Raw genomic sequence first — 18,946 nt, forward strand, 5'->3', positions numbered from 1 at the left:
CACTTAGTAGTCTATACCTTTCTTTCAGATAAGTTAAACCTACAGATTGTTTTTACTGTAGCCCAACTATACGTGGACTACAGTAAAATTTTTTTCTACAAAGTTTTTTGCACATTATAAATGTTTATCTGATAATATTCCCATAGATTGAATATGATTCTTGGTTTTTTCATCACCTAGATCGTATAAAATTTGAAAAGTTTCTGTCATTGTATCGTCGTATATATCATTTGCTTCATCGTTGTGATATGGCATAAAGGGAATATGCGCTCGTTTAAAAGAATCAAAACTTGATTCATGCATATCTTCAAACTTCGATCGTAGTAATGTAATCTCATCTTCTGTTGCATAAATAACAAAATCATCATTATTTTGATAACGAACTTGAGATATTTCACCTTCACCCACACTTATAAAGTATTTTTGTTTATCCAACTCTAACACCTCCTAGTATATAATCTGTGTCTTTTTTGTTTATTCATCCAAATAAAAAAGAGTATCTTACTTATTTAAAGTAAATACTCTCTCACCACTATATATTTCCTAACATTGTCTGGAACTTATTTTCCTAATCTATGGCGTACAAGCTTATTGGTAGCATTTCTAGGAAGTTCATTAATTACATGAATTTCTTTCGGATGTTTATACTTTGCTAAATACTTCTCTAGATGTGTATTAATCACTTTCATATCTATGGGTTTACTACATACAATAAATGCAGCAGGAACCATTCCCCATTCTTCATTCGGAATACCCTTAACCCCTGCTTCTTCAATTCCGTCAATTTGTACTAACACATTTTCTATTTCAGAAGGATAGATATTTTCTCCACCAGAAATAATTAAATCATTTCGCCGATCAACCACATATAAATAACCTTGTTCATCCAAATATCCCATATCTCCAGTGTGCAGCCAATTATTTTCAAATACTTCCTTATTCGTCTCTGTTCGTTTATAGTATCCCTTTGTAACCATTGGACCTTTTACCATAATTTCTCCAATTTGATTTGGTTCGTTTTTATTGTGATCAATTTTAAGCTGAGCGGGAAAAAGTGGTTTGCCCGAAGAACCAATCTTATTTAATGCTTCTTCGGGAGTCAATGTAACGATTTGTGACGATGTTTCTGTCATACCATAGGACTGAAAAACTGGTATGTTTCTTTTCTTTGCTTCTTCTAATAATGACTTAGGAGCTGGACCACCGCCTAGAAGCATACAACGAAAACAATTCGGATAATGATTGTTTCCGAGTCGCTTAACTAAGTGTTGCACCATTACAGTAACAACGGACACAATCGTAACATTGCGATTCATTATGGCATCATGAACCTTTTCTACATCGAACTTTTCTAGTACATAGATTGGCATTCCATAAATCACACTCTTTAACATGGTGGACAAACCACTTACATGAAATAGAGGCAAGGGTATTAACCATTTATCATTCTCATGCAGTCCTAAATTTAGTACAGAACTAGTTGCACTCCACCAATGATTGCCATAAGTTTGCTGAACAGCTTTGGGGAATCCAGTAGTACCAGATGTATACATCATTGTAAATATATCATCTAAACAAATTTCTTCGTTTAAGGTTATACCAATTTGTTTTTCCGATACAGATTCTAAATCTCTATAATTAATTTGTTGAATTGCAAATTCTTTGGACTTGAAAGAACCGGAACTAATAATCATCTTAGCATCAGAATCAAGTAGCTGTTGATTTAGTTCGTTCAATGTCAGCTTAGTATTTAACAAAACGACTACTGTACCCAAGTAACTACATGCATAAACAGCTTGAATCATTTCGACACTATTCGTAGAAAGAATAGCAATGTGATCACCTTTTTGTAAGCCAAGTTTTGCTAACTTTTTCGCATAGGATTGACTTCGATGAAATAATTCAAGGTACGTAATAGAACTCCCATCCTCAAACTCAATCGCCTTTTTATTTGGGGATAGATCTGCTCGTTTTGTTAACCAATGTGGAGTTGTTTCACTCATAACATTCTCTCCAATCTTGTACACTATACGATAAAGAAACCTTTGCTCACAAGGAACAAAGGTTCTTCTAGATACTATTACCTCTTAAGGGAAACGAGGGAATTGTTTAAAGTTAGGTTTTCTTTTTTCTTTAAACGCATCGCGCCCCTCTTTAGCTTCATCCGTTGTATAATACAATAATGTAGCGTCTCCTCCTAGTTGCTGCAGTCCAGCTAGGCCATCTGTATCCGCATTAAATGAAGCTTTTAAGAAACGTAAGGCTGTTGGAGATTTTTCTAGAATTTCCTCACACCATTGGATAGTTTCTTCCTCAAGTTTTTCTAGTGGAACAACCGTATTTACAAGCCCCATTTCATAAGCTTCTTCAGCATTATATTGACGACATAAGTACCAGATTTCACGTGCGCGTTTATGACCAACTAGACGTGCTAAATAACCTGCTCCATATCCCGCATCGAAACTACCCACTTTTGGACCAGTTTGGCCAAAAATAGCATTGTCTGCAGCAATTGTTAAGTCACAAACTACATGTAGTACATGCCCTCCGCCAATAGCGTAACCAGATACCATTGCAATTACAGGTTTTGGTATAGTACGAATTAGTCTTTGTAAATCTAAAACATTCAATCGCGGAATCTCGTCCGTACCAACATAACCTCCATGTCCACGTACAGATTGATCTCCACCTGAACAGAAAGCTTTTTCACCTTCACCAGCTAATACAATAACACCGATAGTAGAATCATCACGCGCATCAATAAATGCATCAATCATCTCTTTTACCGTTAATGGTGTAAATGCATTTCGTTTTTCAGGACGATTAATGGTTACTTTTGCAATACCATTATATTTTTCATAAATTATTTCTTCATAGCTATTTACTTTTTGCCATTCTACAGACATATATATGCTCCTTTCAAGCAACAAAATTATGTAGCAATTGGGTTTCTATTTAGAAACTCTTCTACTATTTTACCAAAGATTTGTGGATTTTCCACATGAACTGCATGACCAACATTTTTACATACTGTTAACTCCGCATTTGGAAGTTTTTCTCTCATTTTATTATTAATTTTTACAAATTTAGAATCTTTTTCTCCTACTACTAACAATACCCTCATAATCATTTGTTCTAAATCGTTCCAAAATGAAGGTTGTGCCCCTGTCCCCATAGAATGAAGTGAATGTACTAACCCTTCTCGTTGATGAGAAAGACGTTCATTTCTAATTTGTTGCTGCTTTTCTTCAGAAAGTTCCTTTTGTGATAAAAATAAGGGAATATCTTGCCAATAATTAACAAATTCTTCTATACCATTTTGTAATATATAGTTTGCCAAATTCTTATCATTTTGCTGTCGCTGGCTTTGCTCTAATTCAGAGGATAAACCAGGGGAAGCACTTTCTAAAATTAATGATTGTACCATATGAGGAAATTCATTAGCAAAATGAATTGCAGTACGTCCTCCCATAGAATAGCCGACTAAGTGGAATTTCATTATATTCATTTTATTTAGCTGTTTTCTAAGTTGCTTACAACATGCCTTCATCGAGGTCAGAGAATACCCCTTCGAACAACCATGCCCTGGAAGATCAAATAAAATTAATTGATAGTCGCTTAAAAAAGTCTTTAATGATCCCCAAGTATGACGTGTTCCTGTAAACCCATGTAACATCACAATCGGTTCACCATCTCCAACTATTTCATAGTACAATTCATTATCTTCCAAACTCATCTAACCATCCTTTAAAATAGCTTTCTTAATCGATTGCCATTTTGCTTGGTGCCATAGAACATTTTGTTCGCGATCTGTTTTTACCTCAATAATTGATAGACCATCAAGTCGATAACTTTCATATAAAGCTACTTTTAATTCTTCCTCTGTATTCACATGATTGTAATTTGCATCATACAGTCTCGCCACCTGTTCAAAGGACAAGTTCATTGGAGTACCAAACAAAGCTTCAAAATGTCGCTTATCCTTAGCTTGAGGCAAGAAGGAAAATATCCCACCACCATTATTATTGATTAACACAATTGTAATTGGTAATGTATAATGTTTTGCAGCAAATAACCCATTCATATCGTGAAATAAAGATAAGTCACCAAGTAATAATGTTACCCTTTCATTATCTGCAGAAGCTCCTACTCCACTTGAAACCATACCATCAATACCGTTAGCGCCACGATTCGCTAATATATTTATTGATTTAGGTGAAGTCATATAAAACGTATCTACATCTCGAATTGCCATGCTATTCCCAACATACAAAGTGCTTCCATCTGGGATTACTTCAGCTAAACCTCGAACAGCCTCTCCTTCAGTTATTTGCTCTTCGTTACCCTCTAAAAGATAATGCTTAGCAATTTGATTCATCTCTTGCCAAGTCTTTAGCCATTCAATAGATACATCTTGATTCTCAGTCATTTGATTAAGTTGTTCACAAAATATAGTTGGTTCTGCAAATAAAAATGTTCCTTGATTAGACGAATGATCTCGTATTCCCTCCGAAGGCTCGATTACGTACTGCGGTATATCCACATTTTCCATAACATAAAATAAATACGCTTTAGAAACTGGCATAGCTCCAAACCGGATAATATAATCGGGCTTTAGTTTATCTCTAATTTCCGGTTCTCTTAAGAACGCATCGTACCCATCAATTACATTGTCCTTATGATGCTTTCCCGTTCTTATCTGTGATAAAGGGTCAGCAACTACAGGAATTCCCCACTTCCCAGCTAATGAAGTGACTGCATCCGCAAACTTAGCATCTGTCTGTGGTCCACATACAAACAATCCTTTTTTGTTTGGACCGAGCTCCTCTAGTAAACTTTGCAATTGCTTTGTAGTTAATTGTTTTGTTCCTTCTTGCATAATATTTTGTCTAGTATAGCTGTTTGTACTCCAAATAGAATCCAAAGAAAAATTAGGTGTTAGCGGTTCGCGTAATGGGAAGTTTAAATGGACAACTCCAGGATTCCCTTCCTCTGCAACGTGTTTCGCATGAGATGCTTTATTACGAACATAATGCAACATCCTATCTGTTGCTTCCGGCAAAGCCATTTCATGAAACCATTTTGTATAGTCACCATACATTTTAATTTGTTCAATTGTTTGAGGAGCTCCGATATGTCTCAGCTCATGCGGACGATCAGCAGTTAATACAAGAAGTGGTACACGACTATAATGCGCTTCCACAATTGCAGGATAATAGTTTGCTGCTGCTGTTCCTGAAGTACATACTACTACCACTGCACGATTTGATTTCTTCGCTAATCCTAAAGCGAAAAAAGCAGCAGAACGCTCATCGACGATAATCCACTCTTTTATGGATGGATGCTCTGTAAATACAAGAGCAAGTGGTGTAGAACGAGATCCAGGAGAAATCACCACATCCGTCACACCACTTTTTGCTAATTCATCTACAAAATTCGCGACATAGCGCGTTAACTTTTCTGTATAATCCATCGTCTATCCTCCTAAAACAGAGAGCATTGGCATCAATTTAATATTTGTTTCTTCATATTCACTCACTGGATCTGAATCTGATACAATTCCGCAGCCTGCAAAAAGTGACGCCTCAGTTCCTTGAATCATGGCAGAACGTATAGCTACGGCAAACTCACCATTATTATTACTATCTAGCCATCCAATAGGAGCACCGTACCAACCTCTGTCTAACCGTTCATTATTTCTAATAAAAGACATGGATTCTTCCCTAGGTGTTCCACCTAAAGCTGGAGTTGGATGAAGTTCCTCTATAATAGAGAAGATACTATTGCTATTCATTAATTTAGCAGTTACAGGTGTATAAAGATGTTGTAATGTCTTATAGATATACACTTGTGGTTCACTAGGAATATCTACATTAGTACAGTATCTTTCAACTGCTTTTCTAATCATTTGAACAACATAGTCATGCTCTTTTCGATTCTTTGGATCTGTAAAAAGATCCTCAGCAATTTTTTGGTCTTCTTTAGTTGTCTTTCCTCTTGGTGCAGTACCTGCGAGACAAGTAGAAAATAATTTATTTCCTTCCACTTTAACAAGTCGTTCAGGAGTAGCCCCTACAAAACAATCGCCGTCAATCTCATATGCAAAAATATAACTATTCGATTGCGTTTCTAATAGTTTTCTTATAATCGAGGGAATATCTGCTCGTTTATCAAAACGTAAACGAATCTCTCTTGCCAATACAATCTTATTGGTAATGGAAGTTTTCATTTCTTCTGTTGCTTTTTGAACAGTATGCATCCATTGTTGTGGATTTACTTCTTTCTTTTCAATCATGTTAATATCTTGTTTTAAAAAATTCGATTCTCCTAATAAATAAGACTCCAATTCTTTGTATTCTTCCATTAATTGAAAGCCATGATCATTTGTATGCAAATACATATTGAAAGTTAAATAACATTGATTGTCTACTATTGTAACCATAACTTGAGGTATCGTTAATTGACCAGCTGGAAAATTACGCCACAAGTGTGTTGATTCTTTTTTTGGATCAAATGCAAAACCACCTAGTCCTACAATTCCAGTTCCTTGCTTTTCAAAAGGATTGTGAATAGTGGCTCTTTTCAACAACTCATTCCAATCATTTTCTATTGATCGAAAACGCTGACCTTCCGCTTGTATGGTAACTGCCTGTCCAGCACCAAGAATGGTTACATCGTTCGAATTACTCGACCAGAAACTTCTTGTTAATTTCCTATCTCCTGCTAATTGCAAAAAAGAGTATATGTTAGGATGGTTAATTTTTTTCGTGTAACTAAACAACTTAGCTTGATCTTCAGATAACATTTCATTAATTGCTTTATCAACAAGAATTGCTAGTTGTTTTTCTTCTATTCCAATCATTCCTATGAACCCCCGACATAATATCGTAAATTAATTATATCCTTCCTTATTTTATGCTCTTTTTACGAGTTTCTCAAGAAAAGCCTATTATTTCGAAAAAATTCCTGATTATAACATACATTGACACCTTCTTAACCTTTCCATAAAATTAATATGATATAGACAAATCAGGAGGCTTATTTCAATGCAATCAAAAGATACATCGAATATGAAAAAATTATTAAATGAACGTGAAGGAATTCACGTTTGGTGGCGACTACTTCGACCACACACGTTGACCGCATCATTTGTCCCAGTTTTTGTTGGAACAATGATTGCATTTAATGAAGGTACCATTAACTGGTTGATTTTCATAGCAATGTTAATAGCTTCTTTATTAATTCAATCAGCTACCAATATGTTTAATGAGTATTATGATTTTGTTCGTGGATTAGATAATGATCAATCTGTTGGGATTGGAGGATCTATTGTACGTGATGGGATAGATCCAAAACATATTCGAAATTTAGCATTCCTATTTTATGGAATATCTGTTTTACTGGGAATATACATTTGTGTGATGTCTAGTTGGTGGGTTGCAATAATTGGTTTAATTTGTATGATAATTGGTTATTTATATACTGGAGGCCCTATTCCAATTTCATATACTCCATTTGGAGAATTATTCTCAGGAGTATTGATGGGATCCGTGATAATTGGTATTACTTACTATATTCAAACGGAGACGATAACTTCGGAAATAATTTGGGTTTCAATACCTATTACTATCTTTATCGGTTGTATCAATTTTGCAAACAATATCCGAGATCGCGAAGGGGACAAACGCGGAGGTAGAAAAACTATTGCAGTCTTGATTGGCAAAGAACGATCCGTTGCACTACTTGGGACATTAATGGCGTTGGCGTATATTATGACCTTATTGTATATCTTTATCGGGTTCCTTCCGATTTGGTCCTTTATCACTTTCTTAAGTGTCCCAAAAGCATATGGAGTCATTAAGAAATTCCAAGGTAAGAAAACATCGATTGAAATGATGCCGGCGATGGGCGCTACTGCAAAAACAAACACAATGTATGGAATGTTATTAGGGCTATCACTACTTATAACAGCATTGTTATAACTTTGAAAGGATGGAACTATGACAAATAAATTAAGTAAAGATAAGTTAAATTATTTTAAAAAGAAATTACAGCAAATGAAAGAGGATTTAGAGGATAGACAAGACAATAATACGAGTTCTGATGAACTCACTAATTTTGATAATCATCCAGCGGATTTGGGTACAGAACAATTTGAACAACAACGAGATGCTGGTCTTAATCTGATGCGAGAAGATCAATTACAAGAAATTGAAGATGCATTGCAAAGGATCGAAGATGGTACGTATGGGATTAGTGAAAAATCAGGTGAACCTATTCCAGAAGAACGATTAGAAGTAATGCCCACTGCCCGTCTTTTAGTATCAGAGGAAGAAGAAAACTATTAAAAAGCACTTCGTTTGTGCCAGAAGTAGTTGGTTCTCCACCGCACATAAATTTCAAAATTCCTTATATATCTAAAAAGCTTCGCTACCATTGTGGTTGCGAAGCTTTTTAATTTATTTTAGAGAAAACCTTGTTTGTTGTTGTTGAACCCAGGCTTGTAATTTTATAAATAATGGAATAAACAATACTGCAATAAATACACCTTTTAACATATTAAATGGTAATACACCTGCTATAACAGATATCCATTTAACTTGATTAGACATTTCCCATCCCATAAACCAACCATAAGCCGGTAAAATCAGATAGTAATTCATAACACTCATTCCAATTGCCATCACAAGCGTACCAATAACTAATCCAGTTAGTAATCCTTTCATACCTTTTACTCGGTGATAAATCATAGAAACTGGAACAACTAACATTACGCCTGCAATAAAGTTTGACATAACTCCAATTGGATCTGCAGATCCGGAAACTGCAAGATACAATAAATTCTTAAAACCAACTACTACAATGCCTGCAATTGGGGAGAAAATCAATGAAGCTATCAAAGCAGGTACATCACTAAAGTCTACTTTTAAATATGGTGTCGGTAAAAATGGTAATGGAAAATTAATAAAAAATAATACCAATGAAATTGTACTTAATAACGCAATGATAATTAACTTTAATAAATTGTTTCTTTTCGATTTTTGCATCTGTGTCTCCTCCATCAATTCATTCGACTCCGATCTTGTGATGAAGGACGATTACCTGTTATGTGTTTCATTAATAAAACCCTAGAGCGGAGCCCTAGGGTTTGAATACATCGTCAAATAATGCACACAAAAAATGTGTAACACAAACATGATCGACATCTTCTCCCATCCAGACTATAACTGTCGGTACTGGAATCTAACCAGATCAACCACAATACGTATGCAGCTCGCGGACTTTACCGCCGGTCGGGAATTACACCCTGCCCCGAAGATTGGAATCGAATATTTATTTGTTAGAAACCATTATACCTTCACATTGAATTTTTAGCAAGTATATTACTATCTTTTGATGAAGTAAGTAACAACGCTAACACAATTGCTGAAATACCAGAAGATAACTTTCCTATTATCATCGCAATCACCATGGATGATTCTATACCTGCAACAAAACCTAAATGGCCACCAAATACAAATGCACCACTCACTGCAAAAGCTACATTCATAACCTTTCCACGTTCATTCATTTGCGTTAATAATGCTAGCATAGGAATCACATGAGCTACAGATGCTATAAGCCCTGCCGTAGAAGCTGAATTTATTTGTAAACTATTACCAATCTTTTGTAAATGTTTCGAAGCAAGTTTTGTAATTACTGCAACAAATGGAAAGGCACCAGCTAACACAATTGCGATTAATCCGACTATTTGGATACCATCTTCTAGAGGAGCTAACCCCGGAATAACTGTGATTTCAGTAATGGTTTCAATACCAATCGCTAATAATCCAATTAACGCAATTGTTGTTACTGTTTTACCTAACCAATGAAATAGTATCATCATATTGTCAGCAAAAAATAGTAGTCCTATTAAAATACAAATTGAAAACACAATTGGAATTACAAGATTTCGAAACATCATAGACCAGTCAAGTCCAGCATAAAATCCTCCAATTAAGCAACCAATAGGGATTGTACTAATTCCAATCATTATCCCCTTCGCAAAATACGAATGATCTTGTTTTGTAATCATACTAAGTGCAACTGGTATGGTAAATGAAATCGTTGGTCCGAGCATAGTACCTAAAAATACCCAAGCAAATAACGCAGCTTCATTGCTTTCAGCCATTTGTTCTGCAAGTGCTTGTCCACCCATATCTAATGCCAATATTGTATTCGCAAATGTAGATGGGTCTGCCCCAATCCATCTGTATAAAGGTGTTACGATCGGAGTCAAAATATTAGCAATTACTGGAGCTAAAGAGACTATTCCTACTATTACTAATGCTAACGTCCCCATAGACATAATTCCTTCTTTAAATTTTTCCCCCAAGCCTAAGCGATTACCAGCTAAATAATCAATACCACCAAGTAATAAAAAAGCTGCTAATATCAACATTATAATTTCATTTATATTCATACCTTTCCCCTTATGTATATCCATATAAAAAATGGTTATTCTTAACCCAGCATACACTATATCAAATATAGATTAAACAATACATTAATAGAATTTTTAAAATAGAAAAAAGTCTGTAGGAAAGAAATTTCTTCCTTTTCTACAGACTTTTACTGTAACAAGCTATTACTATTCTTCTAGATTAATAAATAGTTTTCCTTCAGCTTGTTCTCTTGTTTCATTACCGAAGCTATCTTTTGCAATAACTTCAATAACTGCACCATCTGCAACTGCATTACTCGTAGCAGTCCAATAACCAACATACTTACCTTCTGAAACTTCCATCATTGGAAGTTCAGTTGCATTCGTAAGTCCAAGGTTCGTTAATGGCATATGAATAACATAAGTTGCACGTAAACCTGGATCAGCTTCAAACTCAATTTTCACACTTTCTCCCGCACTGAGATGTACATCTTCTGTTGGAGTTACATTTTCAATTTCAGGAGCAGTGTAATCCACTTCTATAGTGACTGATTCAGTCGTTGTATTTCCAGCCAAGTCAGCGGCAACAACTTCAATTGTATTTTCGCCTTCATCAAGTAAAATACGTTTAGAATAAGCACCATCTTCTACAGATGCTTGCTGCCCATTAACTTCGACATAGTCTAGGTTTTCATCTGCAACAGTACCTTCTACTGTCACTGTTTCACGATTAGTCTTATCCCCATCTGAAGGATTATCAATCGTTAATTCTGGTGATTCAGTATCTAGAGTAACCGTTACAGTATCCGATTCTCCAACAACGACTTCTTCCATAATTGTTTGAGCTTGGAGTTCGTTTGCACCTTCCGTTAAATCAACTGGAATAGAGAACTCTCCACTATCTCCAACTTCTGCAGTACCAACATCTTCTCCATTGTTCAATAGTTGTAAGGTTGTTGTAGGTGAAGCAGTTCCTGCAACAGTTAATTCTGATTCATTTGTAATATAATCTTCTGCAGGAGTAGTAATAATTGGATCATCTACACCGTAAGCTACTCGAGCACGAATCATATAGTTGCCCTCAACTTCAGGTGATGGAGACCATGCTCCTGCCACACTTTGGTAGCTTCTTCCTGCATTTGGGCCATTCTCATCCGTAGCAAGTCCTGGTACATTAGGATTTACTCCAGTTTGAACATATACCATATAGAAGTCCCCTTCTACTTGGATTGCATGTTCAGATAAATCAACTACAGTCCATTCATCAAGGCTTCGAATTGCTTCTGCTTCTACCGGACCTGCAATACGTTCACCAGGAGTGCCATCTGGACCAGTCGCATCCCATACTTCAACTGCAAATTCTGTTCCGCCTGGATTTGGCCAGTCTGTACCGTGGAATTGGAACACACCATCAGTAACAATTGCAGATTCTCTACCTTCATCTAAGGACATTTTTACTGCCCATTTGTTTCCTGCATCATAGTAAGCACGAGCATTCTCAGCAGTTCCATCATCATAACCGATTTCTCCACCTGGAACGGTATAGAATGGTTCTAATGAGATATTTACTTCAGCATCTTGACCATCTAAGTCAACTTCAACTTCTGTTGGATGATATCCTTGAGCTAACACTTTTAACGTGTAATTCCCTTCATAAGCAGAAAGTGAGAAGTTACCATCTGCATCAGTTTCAACTGGTGCAATGTTTGCATCTTCTACTAAAATTACCATAGCACCTTCTACTCCCTCACCGGTATCTTCATCTGTTACAGTACCAGTGATAGTATATTGATCTATTTCTTCTAATGTAAAGTCAGCTGTTGTAGATGCATCATCTTCAATAGATACAGATTGTTCTGCAGAATGAAAGCCATATGCTTCTGCAACTGCAGTATAGTCACCAGCAGCGTGCATAAATGAATAAGAACCGTTTGCTGGATCTGTATTCACTGATCTACCTGATTCTAAAATACTGACTGTCGCATTTATTGGCAATAACGTCGGATTAATTGATTCTTTTTTGTTGTCCTTTTCTACTATTGGCATAGCAGGTGTGACCTTATTCGGATCAACTTTTTCTTTTTTCGTAACATCTTTTTCAACTGCAACGTTAGATTCTTTCTGATCAATTGTTAATGCATTTGATCCTTTCACTTCTTTCAGACCAACTGCATTGGAAACAGAAGCATCAGATAGGCCAACATCATCGATATACCAACCATCACGTGTTACACTTCCATCTGTATCAAGGTTAAATCCAATATATACACGTTGACCACTATACTCTGATAAATCCAACTCTACTTGTTGCCAACCGTCAGATATATTTGTTATACGCAACAATTGAGTCCAGTTCTCTTGGTCTGTAGAAATAAATACATGACCAAAATCCCAGTTATTTTCGATATTAAACCAATGCTGGAACTGTAAATACGATTCACCTTCTGGAAGATCAATAGGCGGCATTAATAATGTGCTATTTTCATTGTTTGTATATTGTCCTTCAGTGTTAGTAGCATATACATAATCTCCAGAGAAAGCTTCTCCAGGTCCAGAAGTCGGTTCTCCTCTGTTCCAGCTAGCATTATCACCAGATACTAGCCATCCAGATGGATTGGATTCGAAATCAGTGAAGTATCCTACACTAATTCCAGGCAATACATCTAGTGAATATTCATCAGTTGTTACTTCATTTCCTCCAAAATCATTAATAACAAAGTGATAAGAGAATGAATCTCCAGTAATACTATCACCCGGTATAGTTACCGCATACTCTCCAGATTTGTAATCACCAGACACTCGTTCTGCGGATAATGTTTCATCTCCAAATGCAACATCTACAGAAGAGACACTGATATTATCTGAAACGTTAATGGTTAATGGTAAATCCATTCCTTCGTACGTTTCTACTGGAGCTTCGTGTTCGTAAGTAGGAGCTTCGTTATCTTCTCCTTCTTTTGTAACTTGTCCTTCAAGTGTACCAAGTCCAGACACTACAGAAGAAACTGCATCATGTGCATTTACAAGACCATATCCATATCCCATATTTGGTGATTCTGGGAAAGCCCCATCTGTAAGTGGCTGTGCTGTATTTATAAGAATTTCCTCTAAATCATCCACTGACAAACTTGGATCTGCTTGTATTAATAAAGCCGCTGCACCTGATACAGCAGGACCAGCCATTGATGTTCCATTCCATCCACCTTCATATCCGCCACCAGGTACAGAGGATCGGATATTTACACCAGGTGCTGAAATGTCAGGTTTAACATCCCCTTCATATGGAGAAGGTCCTTGTAATGAGAAGGATGCTAAGCTATCATTTATATCCGTTGCACCAGTTGCAAATGATTCTGGATAGTTAGCTGGAACTGCAACCGATCCAGGACCACCTGGATTCGTTAACGTAGTATTACCAGCAGAGAATTCAGGGAAGATTTCCGCTGCTCTCCAAGCAATAACAACATCACGATACCATTCATCTAATCCCGGTCCGCCACCCCAAGAATTATTGACAACATCAGGTGCCATTGAAGCATCTCCACCAGGAGCAAGAATCCACTCTGCAGCATCTAGCAAATCAACATCTGTTCCACCAGCTGCAGTAAATGCCTTAACAGCGATCCACTGAGCACCAGGAGCAACACCTACTTGGTTAGCACCATCTGGCTCACTACCAACCATCGTTCCAGTTACATGCGTACCATGGCCTTGGTCGTCATAAGGTATTTCTTGACCAGCAGTGGCATCATACCAACTATACGTATGATCTACTTCACCAGATGCCGAATCATACCCACGATATTTTTCTGCTAATGCAGGGTGATCAAATTGTGCACCAGTATCAATACTAGCTACAACAACACCAGAACCATCAAATCCCATGTTCCATGCAGCTGGAGCACCAACTCTTTCAACGTTCCATTCTACATTAGCCACATCAGATTTTGGTGTTTCTGCATCTTTATCTACAGTCGTATATAATTCACGTGTTTCGTTCGGAAGTACCTTTTCTACTTCAGAAAATGTAGCGATTTTTTCTGCAACCTCTTTCGTTGCTGTTACTGCAATACCATTGACAATATGATAAGATTTGAGATCTTTTGCATTCCCTTTTTCAATTTCTGATTCTAAATATTCAATGACTTCTGCTTGGGAATCAATGGAAGTAGCTTTCAACTCCGAGATTACAGCAGAGCGTTGGATATGTTCCAATTTAGCTGCTGATAAACTCGCTTTTTGTGCAGTACTCCTTGCTTCTTTAGCAACTTTTTTAACGTCTGCCTTCTCATTGAATTTAACAAGGAATGTCACCTTTTCATCATCTTTAAAGTTTTTCATCAATCGGTCACTGACTTTAGCTTCGGTCACTTGATTGGAATCATTTAAAGAAAGACTTGTTTTCCCACTTTCTGCATAAGATAGTCCAGGTGTAATTAGAGATAACGTCATTGCTACTGTAGCAACAAGACTAAATGCTTTTGTCTGACGTTTTTTCTTTTTTCTCAAATCTTTTCCTCCCCTCATTTTTAGAACAAGTTGCATAAAATCGACGGATAATTCTATAAAAAAACAACACTTCCTCCTTTTTCTAAATTGTCGATGATATGCGTATTTGTGTAAGTTGTTCTTGCTGTTAATGCAAGTATAGTAAATGAAAGGAATGATTTTTGTCGATTTGAGTCGAATTAAATCAGAATATTCTAAATTGATAGAAATGTAGGATTTTTTCACTGGAAATTACATAGACTTTATAACTACAATTAGGTAGACAAACCTTATTTCACTTATTATCAGAAAATTTTAGATTACAAAAATGAATCAGAGGTACTAAGTAATGTTACACTTAATTGTAACACTTTTCTAAAAAGTAGAAATTTAATCATAAAGTTACAGAAATCACGATGAAATTCATGACATTTTTAATAGATTATAAATTGACATATAAATTTATAGTTCATTATATTCATAGATAAGAATCAAGGAATATCTTCATATATAGCTATCACATCTCTTTATTTTACAAAACATTACAATTCATTTCTGAAATATATCACTTTTGTTAAAAATTAAAAATACTCCCTCACGTATCACTACGAAAAAGAGTATATTGGTTAGTTTAAGTTTTAATCATTTAATGGATTTAAACTCTCTTTCCCTGAAAGATTAGATAACATGGATACCATTAACTGCACTTCTTCTTCCATATCCTGTTTGCTTGCTGTTTCGACAGGTGAATGCATATAACGTAACGGTAAAGAAACCAATGATACAGGAACACCTTTACCAGTAAGTCGCATTCGATCAGCATCCGTTCCTGTCATACGTGGTGTTAGTTCGTATTGAACTTTTATATTTGCTTCCTTAGCTGCATTTTCCAGCCAAAGATTTATTTTTCGATTAATCGGTGCACCTTTTGCTAAAACAGGTCCCCCTTCTAAATAAACTTCACCATATTTTTCTTTATTCACTTTTGGGTAATCTGTTGCAAAAGTAACATCAACAGCAAGTGCCATCGTTGGCTGAATAGCAGCTGCAGCAAAATAGGCTCCTCCCATATTTGTTTCTTCATTAACTGTACTAACTGCATAAACACCGATAGGAAGATTTTTTTCTGATAAGATACGGATCACTTCTGCTACCATAAATGCTCCTGTACGATTGTCTAATCCTCGCCCCGCAATATATCGATCTTGTAATAGCTCTGGCTCCGTTTTATAGACAGCTAAATCACCTATCTGTACATATTTAGTTGCCTCTTGTTTTGAAGTAAAACCACAATCAATAAATAAATCTTCTAGATCAAAATCACCTTTTAACCCCCCATGATGTTGTGCATTGACACCAATTACCCCTGTTATTATTTTTTGATACCCTAGTACTTCTACTTTCATACCAACCGCTGCTTTTGGATTGATCCCCCCCATTTTATCAATGTAGAGAAATCCATTATCATCAATTCGATTTATAACTAATGCAATCTCATCACAATGCCCCGCTAATAAGACCTTGAATTCCGCTTCCGGATTTAATACAGCAATTGCATTTCCGGCATTATCCGTACGTATTTCGTCAGCATAAGGCTTAACATATTCCATCCATTTCATTTGAATATCCATTTCCATACTAGATGGAGATGGAGTTCTTAGTAAATTCATCAAAAAATCGTACTGTAATTTTTCCATTTATTTGTCCTCCTTAAGTAATGAAAGCACTAATTCCTAGGCACTTTAGTTTACCATCCGTAAATTAATGGGTACACTAACTATATCAAATTATGTAAAAGAGGTGTACATACATGCAATTAAATGACTGGTATAATAAAGGTATGTCAGTAGATGACTATATCGAATCAATGACGATTCATAAGGAAAGTCTCTTACATATCTATGACCATTTTCAGTTACCGGAGAAATTGTCACTTGATAATCAATCCCTTCGTGTCATCGTTTTAACAGAAGATTGGTGTGGCGATGCTATGCTTAATATTCCTGTACTTTTACGTATAGCAGAGAAAAGTGATATGCCCGTACGAATTTTATTACGAGATGATAATCTCGAATTGATGGACCAGTTTTTAACAAACGGAAAATCACGTTCTATACCTATCTTTATTTTTATTGATGAAGACGGGAAAGAAGTAGCTAAATGGGGACCTCGTGCAGAAAAGATACAAGAATTTGTAGATAATGCACGAGAACAACTTCCTCCAAGAGAAGCTACTGACTTCGAAGAAAAACAGAAAGAAATGTATCTTTTCCTAACGAAATCTTATAGAGATAATCAAGATATGTGGAATGCTGTCTACAGCAGTATTAAAAATACCTTAGTTTAGAAACTCCCCCACCCCTCACTGTTATTTTAGAATAAGTATCTAACTAAAACGCACATACTAGAACAAAAGCGCAAGCGCACGTTTAGAAACGTAGCGAGTAAAAAACAGTGAGGTGGATCCTTTATGAATATCCGCTACATAAAACGTATTTATTTTCGTATACCAATTATATTGAAATTATTAATGATTGTATTAATTACAATGAGTTTCTTTGGGATAATTATACATTTTATTGAACCTTTACAATTCCCCACAGCGTTTGACGGAATTTGGTGGGCTTTTGTTACTGCGGCTACGGTAGGTTACGGTGACTATGTTCCGCTCACTCCTACAGGAAGAATCATCGGCATACTATTAATATTAACAGGTGGTGGGCTTATAGCTTTTTATATTTCTTCATTATCCACTACTACATTAAAAAGAGAGCAAGATCTCGAGAATGGTCGCTTAGCATTTCATGGACATGATCACTTCATATTTGTTGGTTGGAATGAACGCACGAGACAACTTATGAAACTCGTCTTAGAGTATTATCCAGGCAGAAGAATCGTCGTAATAGATAAAACCGTAAACAAATTAACGTATAAAGAATATCCAGTACACTTTATCCAAGGTGACGCTACCGAAGACGACACGATCAAAAAAGCAAACATTGCGAATGCTAACTGTGTACTTATCACTGCAGATATCACTAAAGACGAAAAACAAGCAGATACCTATTCTATTATGACTACTATAGCCATGAGAGGGAATCATATGACTCTTCCTATTGTGACAGAAATTTTATCAAAAAAACAAATCGAGAATGCCATACGTGCAGGTGCTACAACGATTATTCGCTCTAATGACTTTATGAGCAGTCTTTTCTTTCATGAATTAGACCATCTCATGCAGGCTACACCTTTTGAAGATATTGATCAGCTTTTAGTACAGCAGCAATTCTCTCATCAAAAATTACCGCTTGATTTAGAGGAAGAGACATTCAGTAAAGTAGTTAATAATTTCTTACACCAAGGTTATCTAGTACTAGGTCTCATAAGAGATGATGCTTATACCATCCATCCAAAACCAGATTTTATTATGGAAGAGAACGATATTCTTATTACGATTACAAATTGGTGATTTCGTCGCCTTTGCCGATTTTTTTAAAGTATGTTATAGTATTTTATTGTGTTCAAAGAATCGAATATATAAGATATAGGAGTTGTTCAGCATGACTAACAAATTAGAAGCTGGTCAGATTATAGAAGGTAAAGTAACAGGAATTCAACCTTATGGAGCATTTGTTTCTGTAGATGAAGAAACACAAGGTTTAGTTCACATCTCTGAAATTACACATGGATATGTAAAAGACATTAACGAACATTTATCTGTAGGAGATGAAGTTAAAGTAAAAGTTATTAACGTAGATGATGAGAGAAATAAAGTATCTCTTTCTATTCGTGCTACAGAAGAAGCGCCAAAAGCTAATACAGAAAAACCTAAAAAGCAAGCTGTTTCCACACAATCAAATGATTCAGCTGGTTTTAATACGTTAAAAGACAAGCTACAAGAATGGATTAATCAATCCGATAACAAATAATGATTTTTAAAGACTCTACACCAATTATGATGTAGAGTCTTTTTATTTGTAAAGGGCTTGTTCTTGATTTCACAAACGGTATCGCTTAAAGTTAAATTATAGAAAT

The 18,946-nt window shown here is 35.9% G+C and carries 15 protein-coding genes and 1 riboswitch; of the genes, 5 read left to right on the top strand and 10 right to left on the bottom strand.

Annotated elements, in window-relative coordinates:
- Nucleotides 1–114: 114 nt before the first annotated feature.
- From C794_RS12290 to C794_RS12315, 6 genes are all read right to left on the bottom strand, one after another.
- Nucleotides 115–435, bottom strand: coding sequence for a hypothetical protein (locus C794_RS12290; RefSeq protein ID WP_017797436.1), 321 nt, complete (start codon nucleotides 433–435; stop codon nucleotides 115–117).
- Between the two features lie 125 nt (nucleotides 436–560).
- Nucleotides 561–2,003 (bottom strand): o-succinylbenzoate--CoA ligase, encoded by a 1,443-nt coding sequence (locus tag C794_RS12295; RefSeq protein WP_017797437.1) that lies wholly within the window; start codon nucleotides 2,001–2,003, stop codon nucleotides 561–563.
- A gap of 84 nt (nucleotides 2,004–2,087) precedes the next feature.
- The gene (gene menB, locus C794_RS12300) at nucleotides 2,088–2,906 is read right to left on the bottom strand and encodes a 1,4-dihydroxy-2-naphthoyl-CoA synthase (protein WP_017797438.1); all 819 of its coding nucleotides are present in this window, start codon (nucleotides 2,904–2,906) and stop codon (nucleotides 2,088–2,090) included.
- Nucleotides 2,907–2,932: 26 nt separating this feature from the next.
- Nucleotides 2,933–3,736 carry a 2-succinyl-6-hydroxy-2,4-cyclohexadiene-1-carboxylate synthase gene (gene menH / locus C794_RS12305; RefSeq protein WP_017797439.1) on the bottom strand — a complete coding sequence of 268 codons (804 nt, stop codon included), beginning with the start codon at nucleotides 3,734–3,736 and terminating at the stop codon, nucleotides 2,933–2,935.
- Entirely contained in the window at nucleotides 3,737–5,473 is a 1,737-nt protein-coding gene (menD, locus tag C794_RS12310; RefSeq protein WP_017797440.1) for a 2-succinyl-5-enolpyruvyl-6-hydroxy-3-cyclohexene-1-carboxylic-acid synthase, read from the bottom strand.
- A 3-nt stretch (nucleotides 5,474–5,476) separates the two neighbouring features.
- Nucleotides 5,477–6,862 carry an isochorismate synthase gene (locus C794_RS12315; RefSeq protein WP_017797441.1) on the bottom strand — a complete coding sequence of 462 codons (1,386 nt, stop codon included), beginning with the start codon at nucleotides 6,860–6,862 and terminating at the stop codon, nucleotides 5,477–5,479.
- 184 nt (nucleotides 6,863–7,046) lie between these two features.
- Here C794_RS12315 and C794_RS12320 point away from each other — a divergent pair, with 184 nt between their 5' ends.
- Entirely contained in the window at nucleotides 7,047–7,982 is a 936-nt protein-coding gene (locus C794_RS12320; protein WP_017797442.1) for a 1,4-dihydroxy-2-naphthoate polyprenyltransferase, read from the top strand.
- A gap of 18 nt (nucleotides 7,983–8,000) precedes the next feature.
- Entirely contained in the window at nucleotides 8,001–8,348 is a 348-nt protein-coding gene (locus C794_RS12325) for a TraR/DksA C4-type zinc finger protein (protein ID WP_017797443.1), read from the top strand.
- Between the two features lie 111 nt (nucleotides 8,349–8,459).
- Here C794_RS12325 and C794_RS12330 read toward each other — a convergent pair whose 3' ends face one another.
- The 4 genes from C794_RS12330 to C794_RS12345 all read right to left on the bottom strand — a co-directional run bounded on the left by C794_RS12330 (nucleotide 8,460) and on the right by C794_RS12345 (nucleotide 16,608).
- Nucleotides 8,460–9,047, bottom strand: a complete 588-nt coding sequence (locus C794_RS12330; RefSeq protein WP_017797444.1) for an ECF transporter S component — start codon at nucleotides 9,045–9,047, stop codon at nucleotides 8,460–8,462.
- 153 nt (nucleotides 9,048–9,200) lie between these two features.
- Nucleotides 9,201–9,324: riboswitch (FMN riboswitch) on the bottom strand.
- A gap of 34 nt (nucleotides 9,325–9,358) precedes the next feature.
- Nucleotides 9,359–10,462, bottom strand: a complete 1,104-nt coding sequence (eutH, locus tag C794_RS12335; RefSeq protein WP_017797445.1) for an ethanolamine utilization protein EutH — start codon at nucleotides 10,460–10,462, stop codon at nucleotides 9,359–9,361.
- A gap of 168 nt (nucleotides 10,463–10,630) precedes the next feature.
- Nucleotides 10,631–14,950, bottom strand: a complete 4,320-nt coding sequence (locus C794_RS12340) for a S8 family peptidase (protein ID WP_039819789.1) — start codon at nucleotides 14,948–14,950, stop codon at nucleotides 10,631–10,633.
- A gap of 599 nt (nucleotides 14,951–15,549) precedes the next feature.
- Nucleotides 15,550–16,608, bottom strand: coding sequence for a M20/M25/M40 family metallo-hydrolase (locus C794_RS12345; RefSeq protein ID WP_017797447.1), 1,059 nt, complete (start codon nucleotides 16,606–16,608; stop codon nucleotides 15,550–15,552).
- Nucleotides 16,609–16,721: 113 nt separating this feature from the next.
- Here C794_RS12345 and C794_RS12350 point away from each other — a divergent pair, with 113 nt between their 5' ends.
- The 3 genes from C794_RS12350 (at nucleotide 16,722) to yugI (ending at nucleotide 18,840) form a co-directional block, all read left to right on the top strand.
- A complete protein-coding gene (locus C794_RS12350; protein WP_017797448.1) occupies nucleotides 16,722–17,258 on the top strand; it encodes a thioredoxin family protein in 537 nt (178 codons plus the stop codon).
- Nucleotides 17,259–17,381: 123 nt separating this feature from the next.
- Nucleotides 17,382–18,380: a potassium channel family protein gene (locus tag C794_RS12355; protein WP_017797449.1), complete on the top strand. Its 999-nt coding sequence runs from the start codon at nucleotides 17,382–17,384 to the stop codon at nucleotides 18,378–18,380.
- 91 nt (nucleotides 18,381–18,471) lie between these two features.
- Nucleotides 18,472–18,840, top strand: a complete 369-nt coding sequence (yugI, locus tag C794_RS12360; RefSeq protein WP_017797450.1) for a S1 domain-containing post-transcriptional regulator GSP13 — start codon at nucleotides 18,472–18,474, stop codon at nucleotides 18,838–18,840.
- Nucleotides 18,841–18,946: the final 106 nt, after the last annotated feature.

The organism is Oceanobacillus kimchii X50 (assembly GCF_000340475.1).
In the GTDB taxonomy this organism is placed as follows: domain Bacteria; phylum Bacillota; class Bacilli; order Bacillales; family Amphibacillaceae; genus Oceanobacillus; species Oceanobacillus kimchii.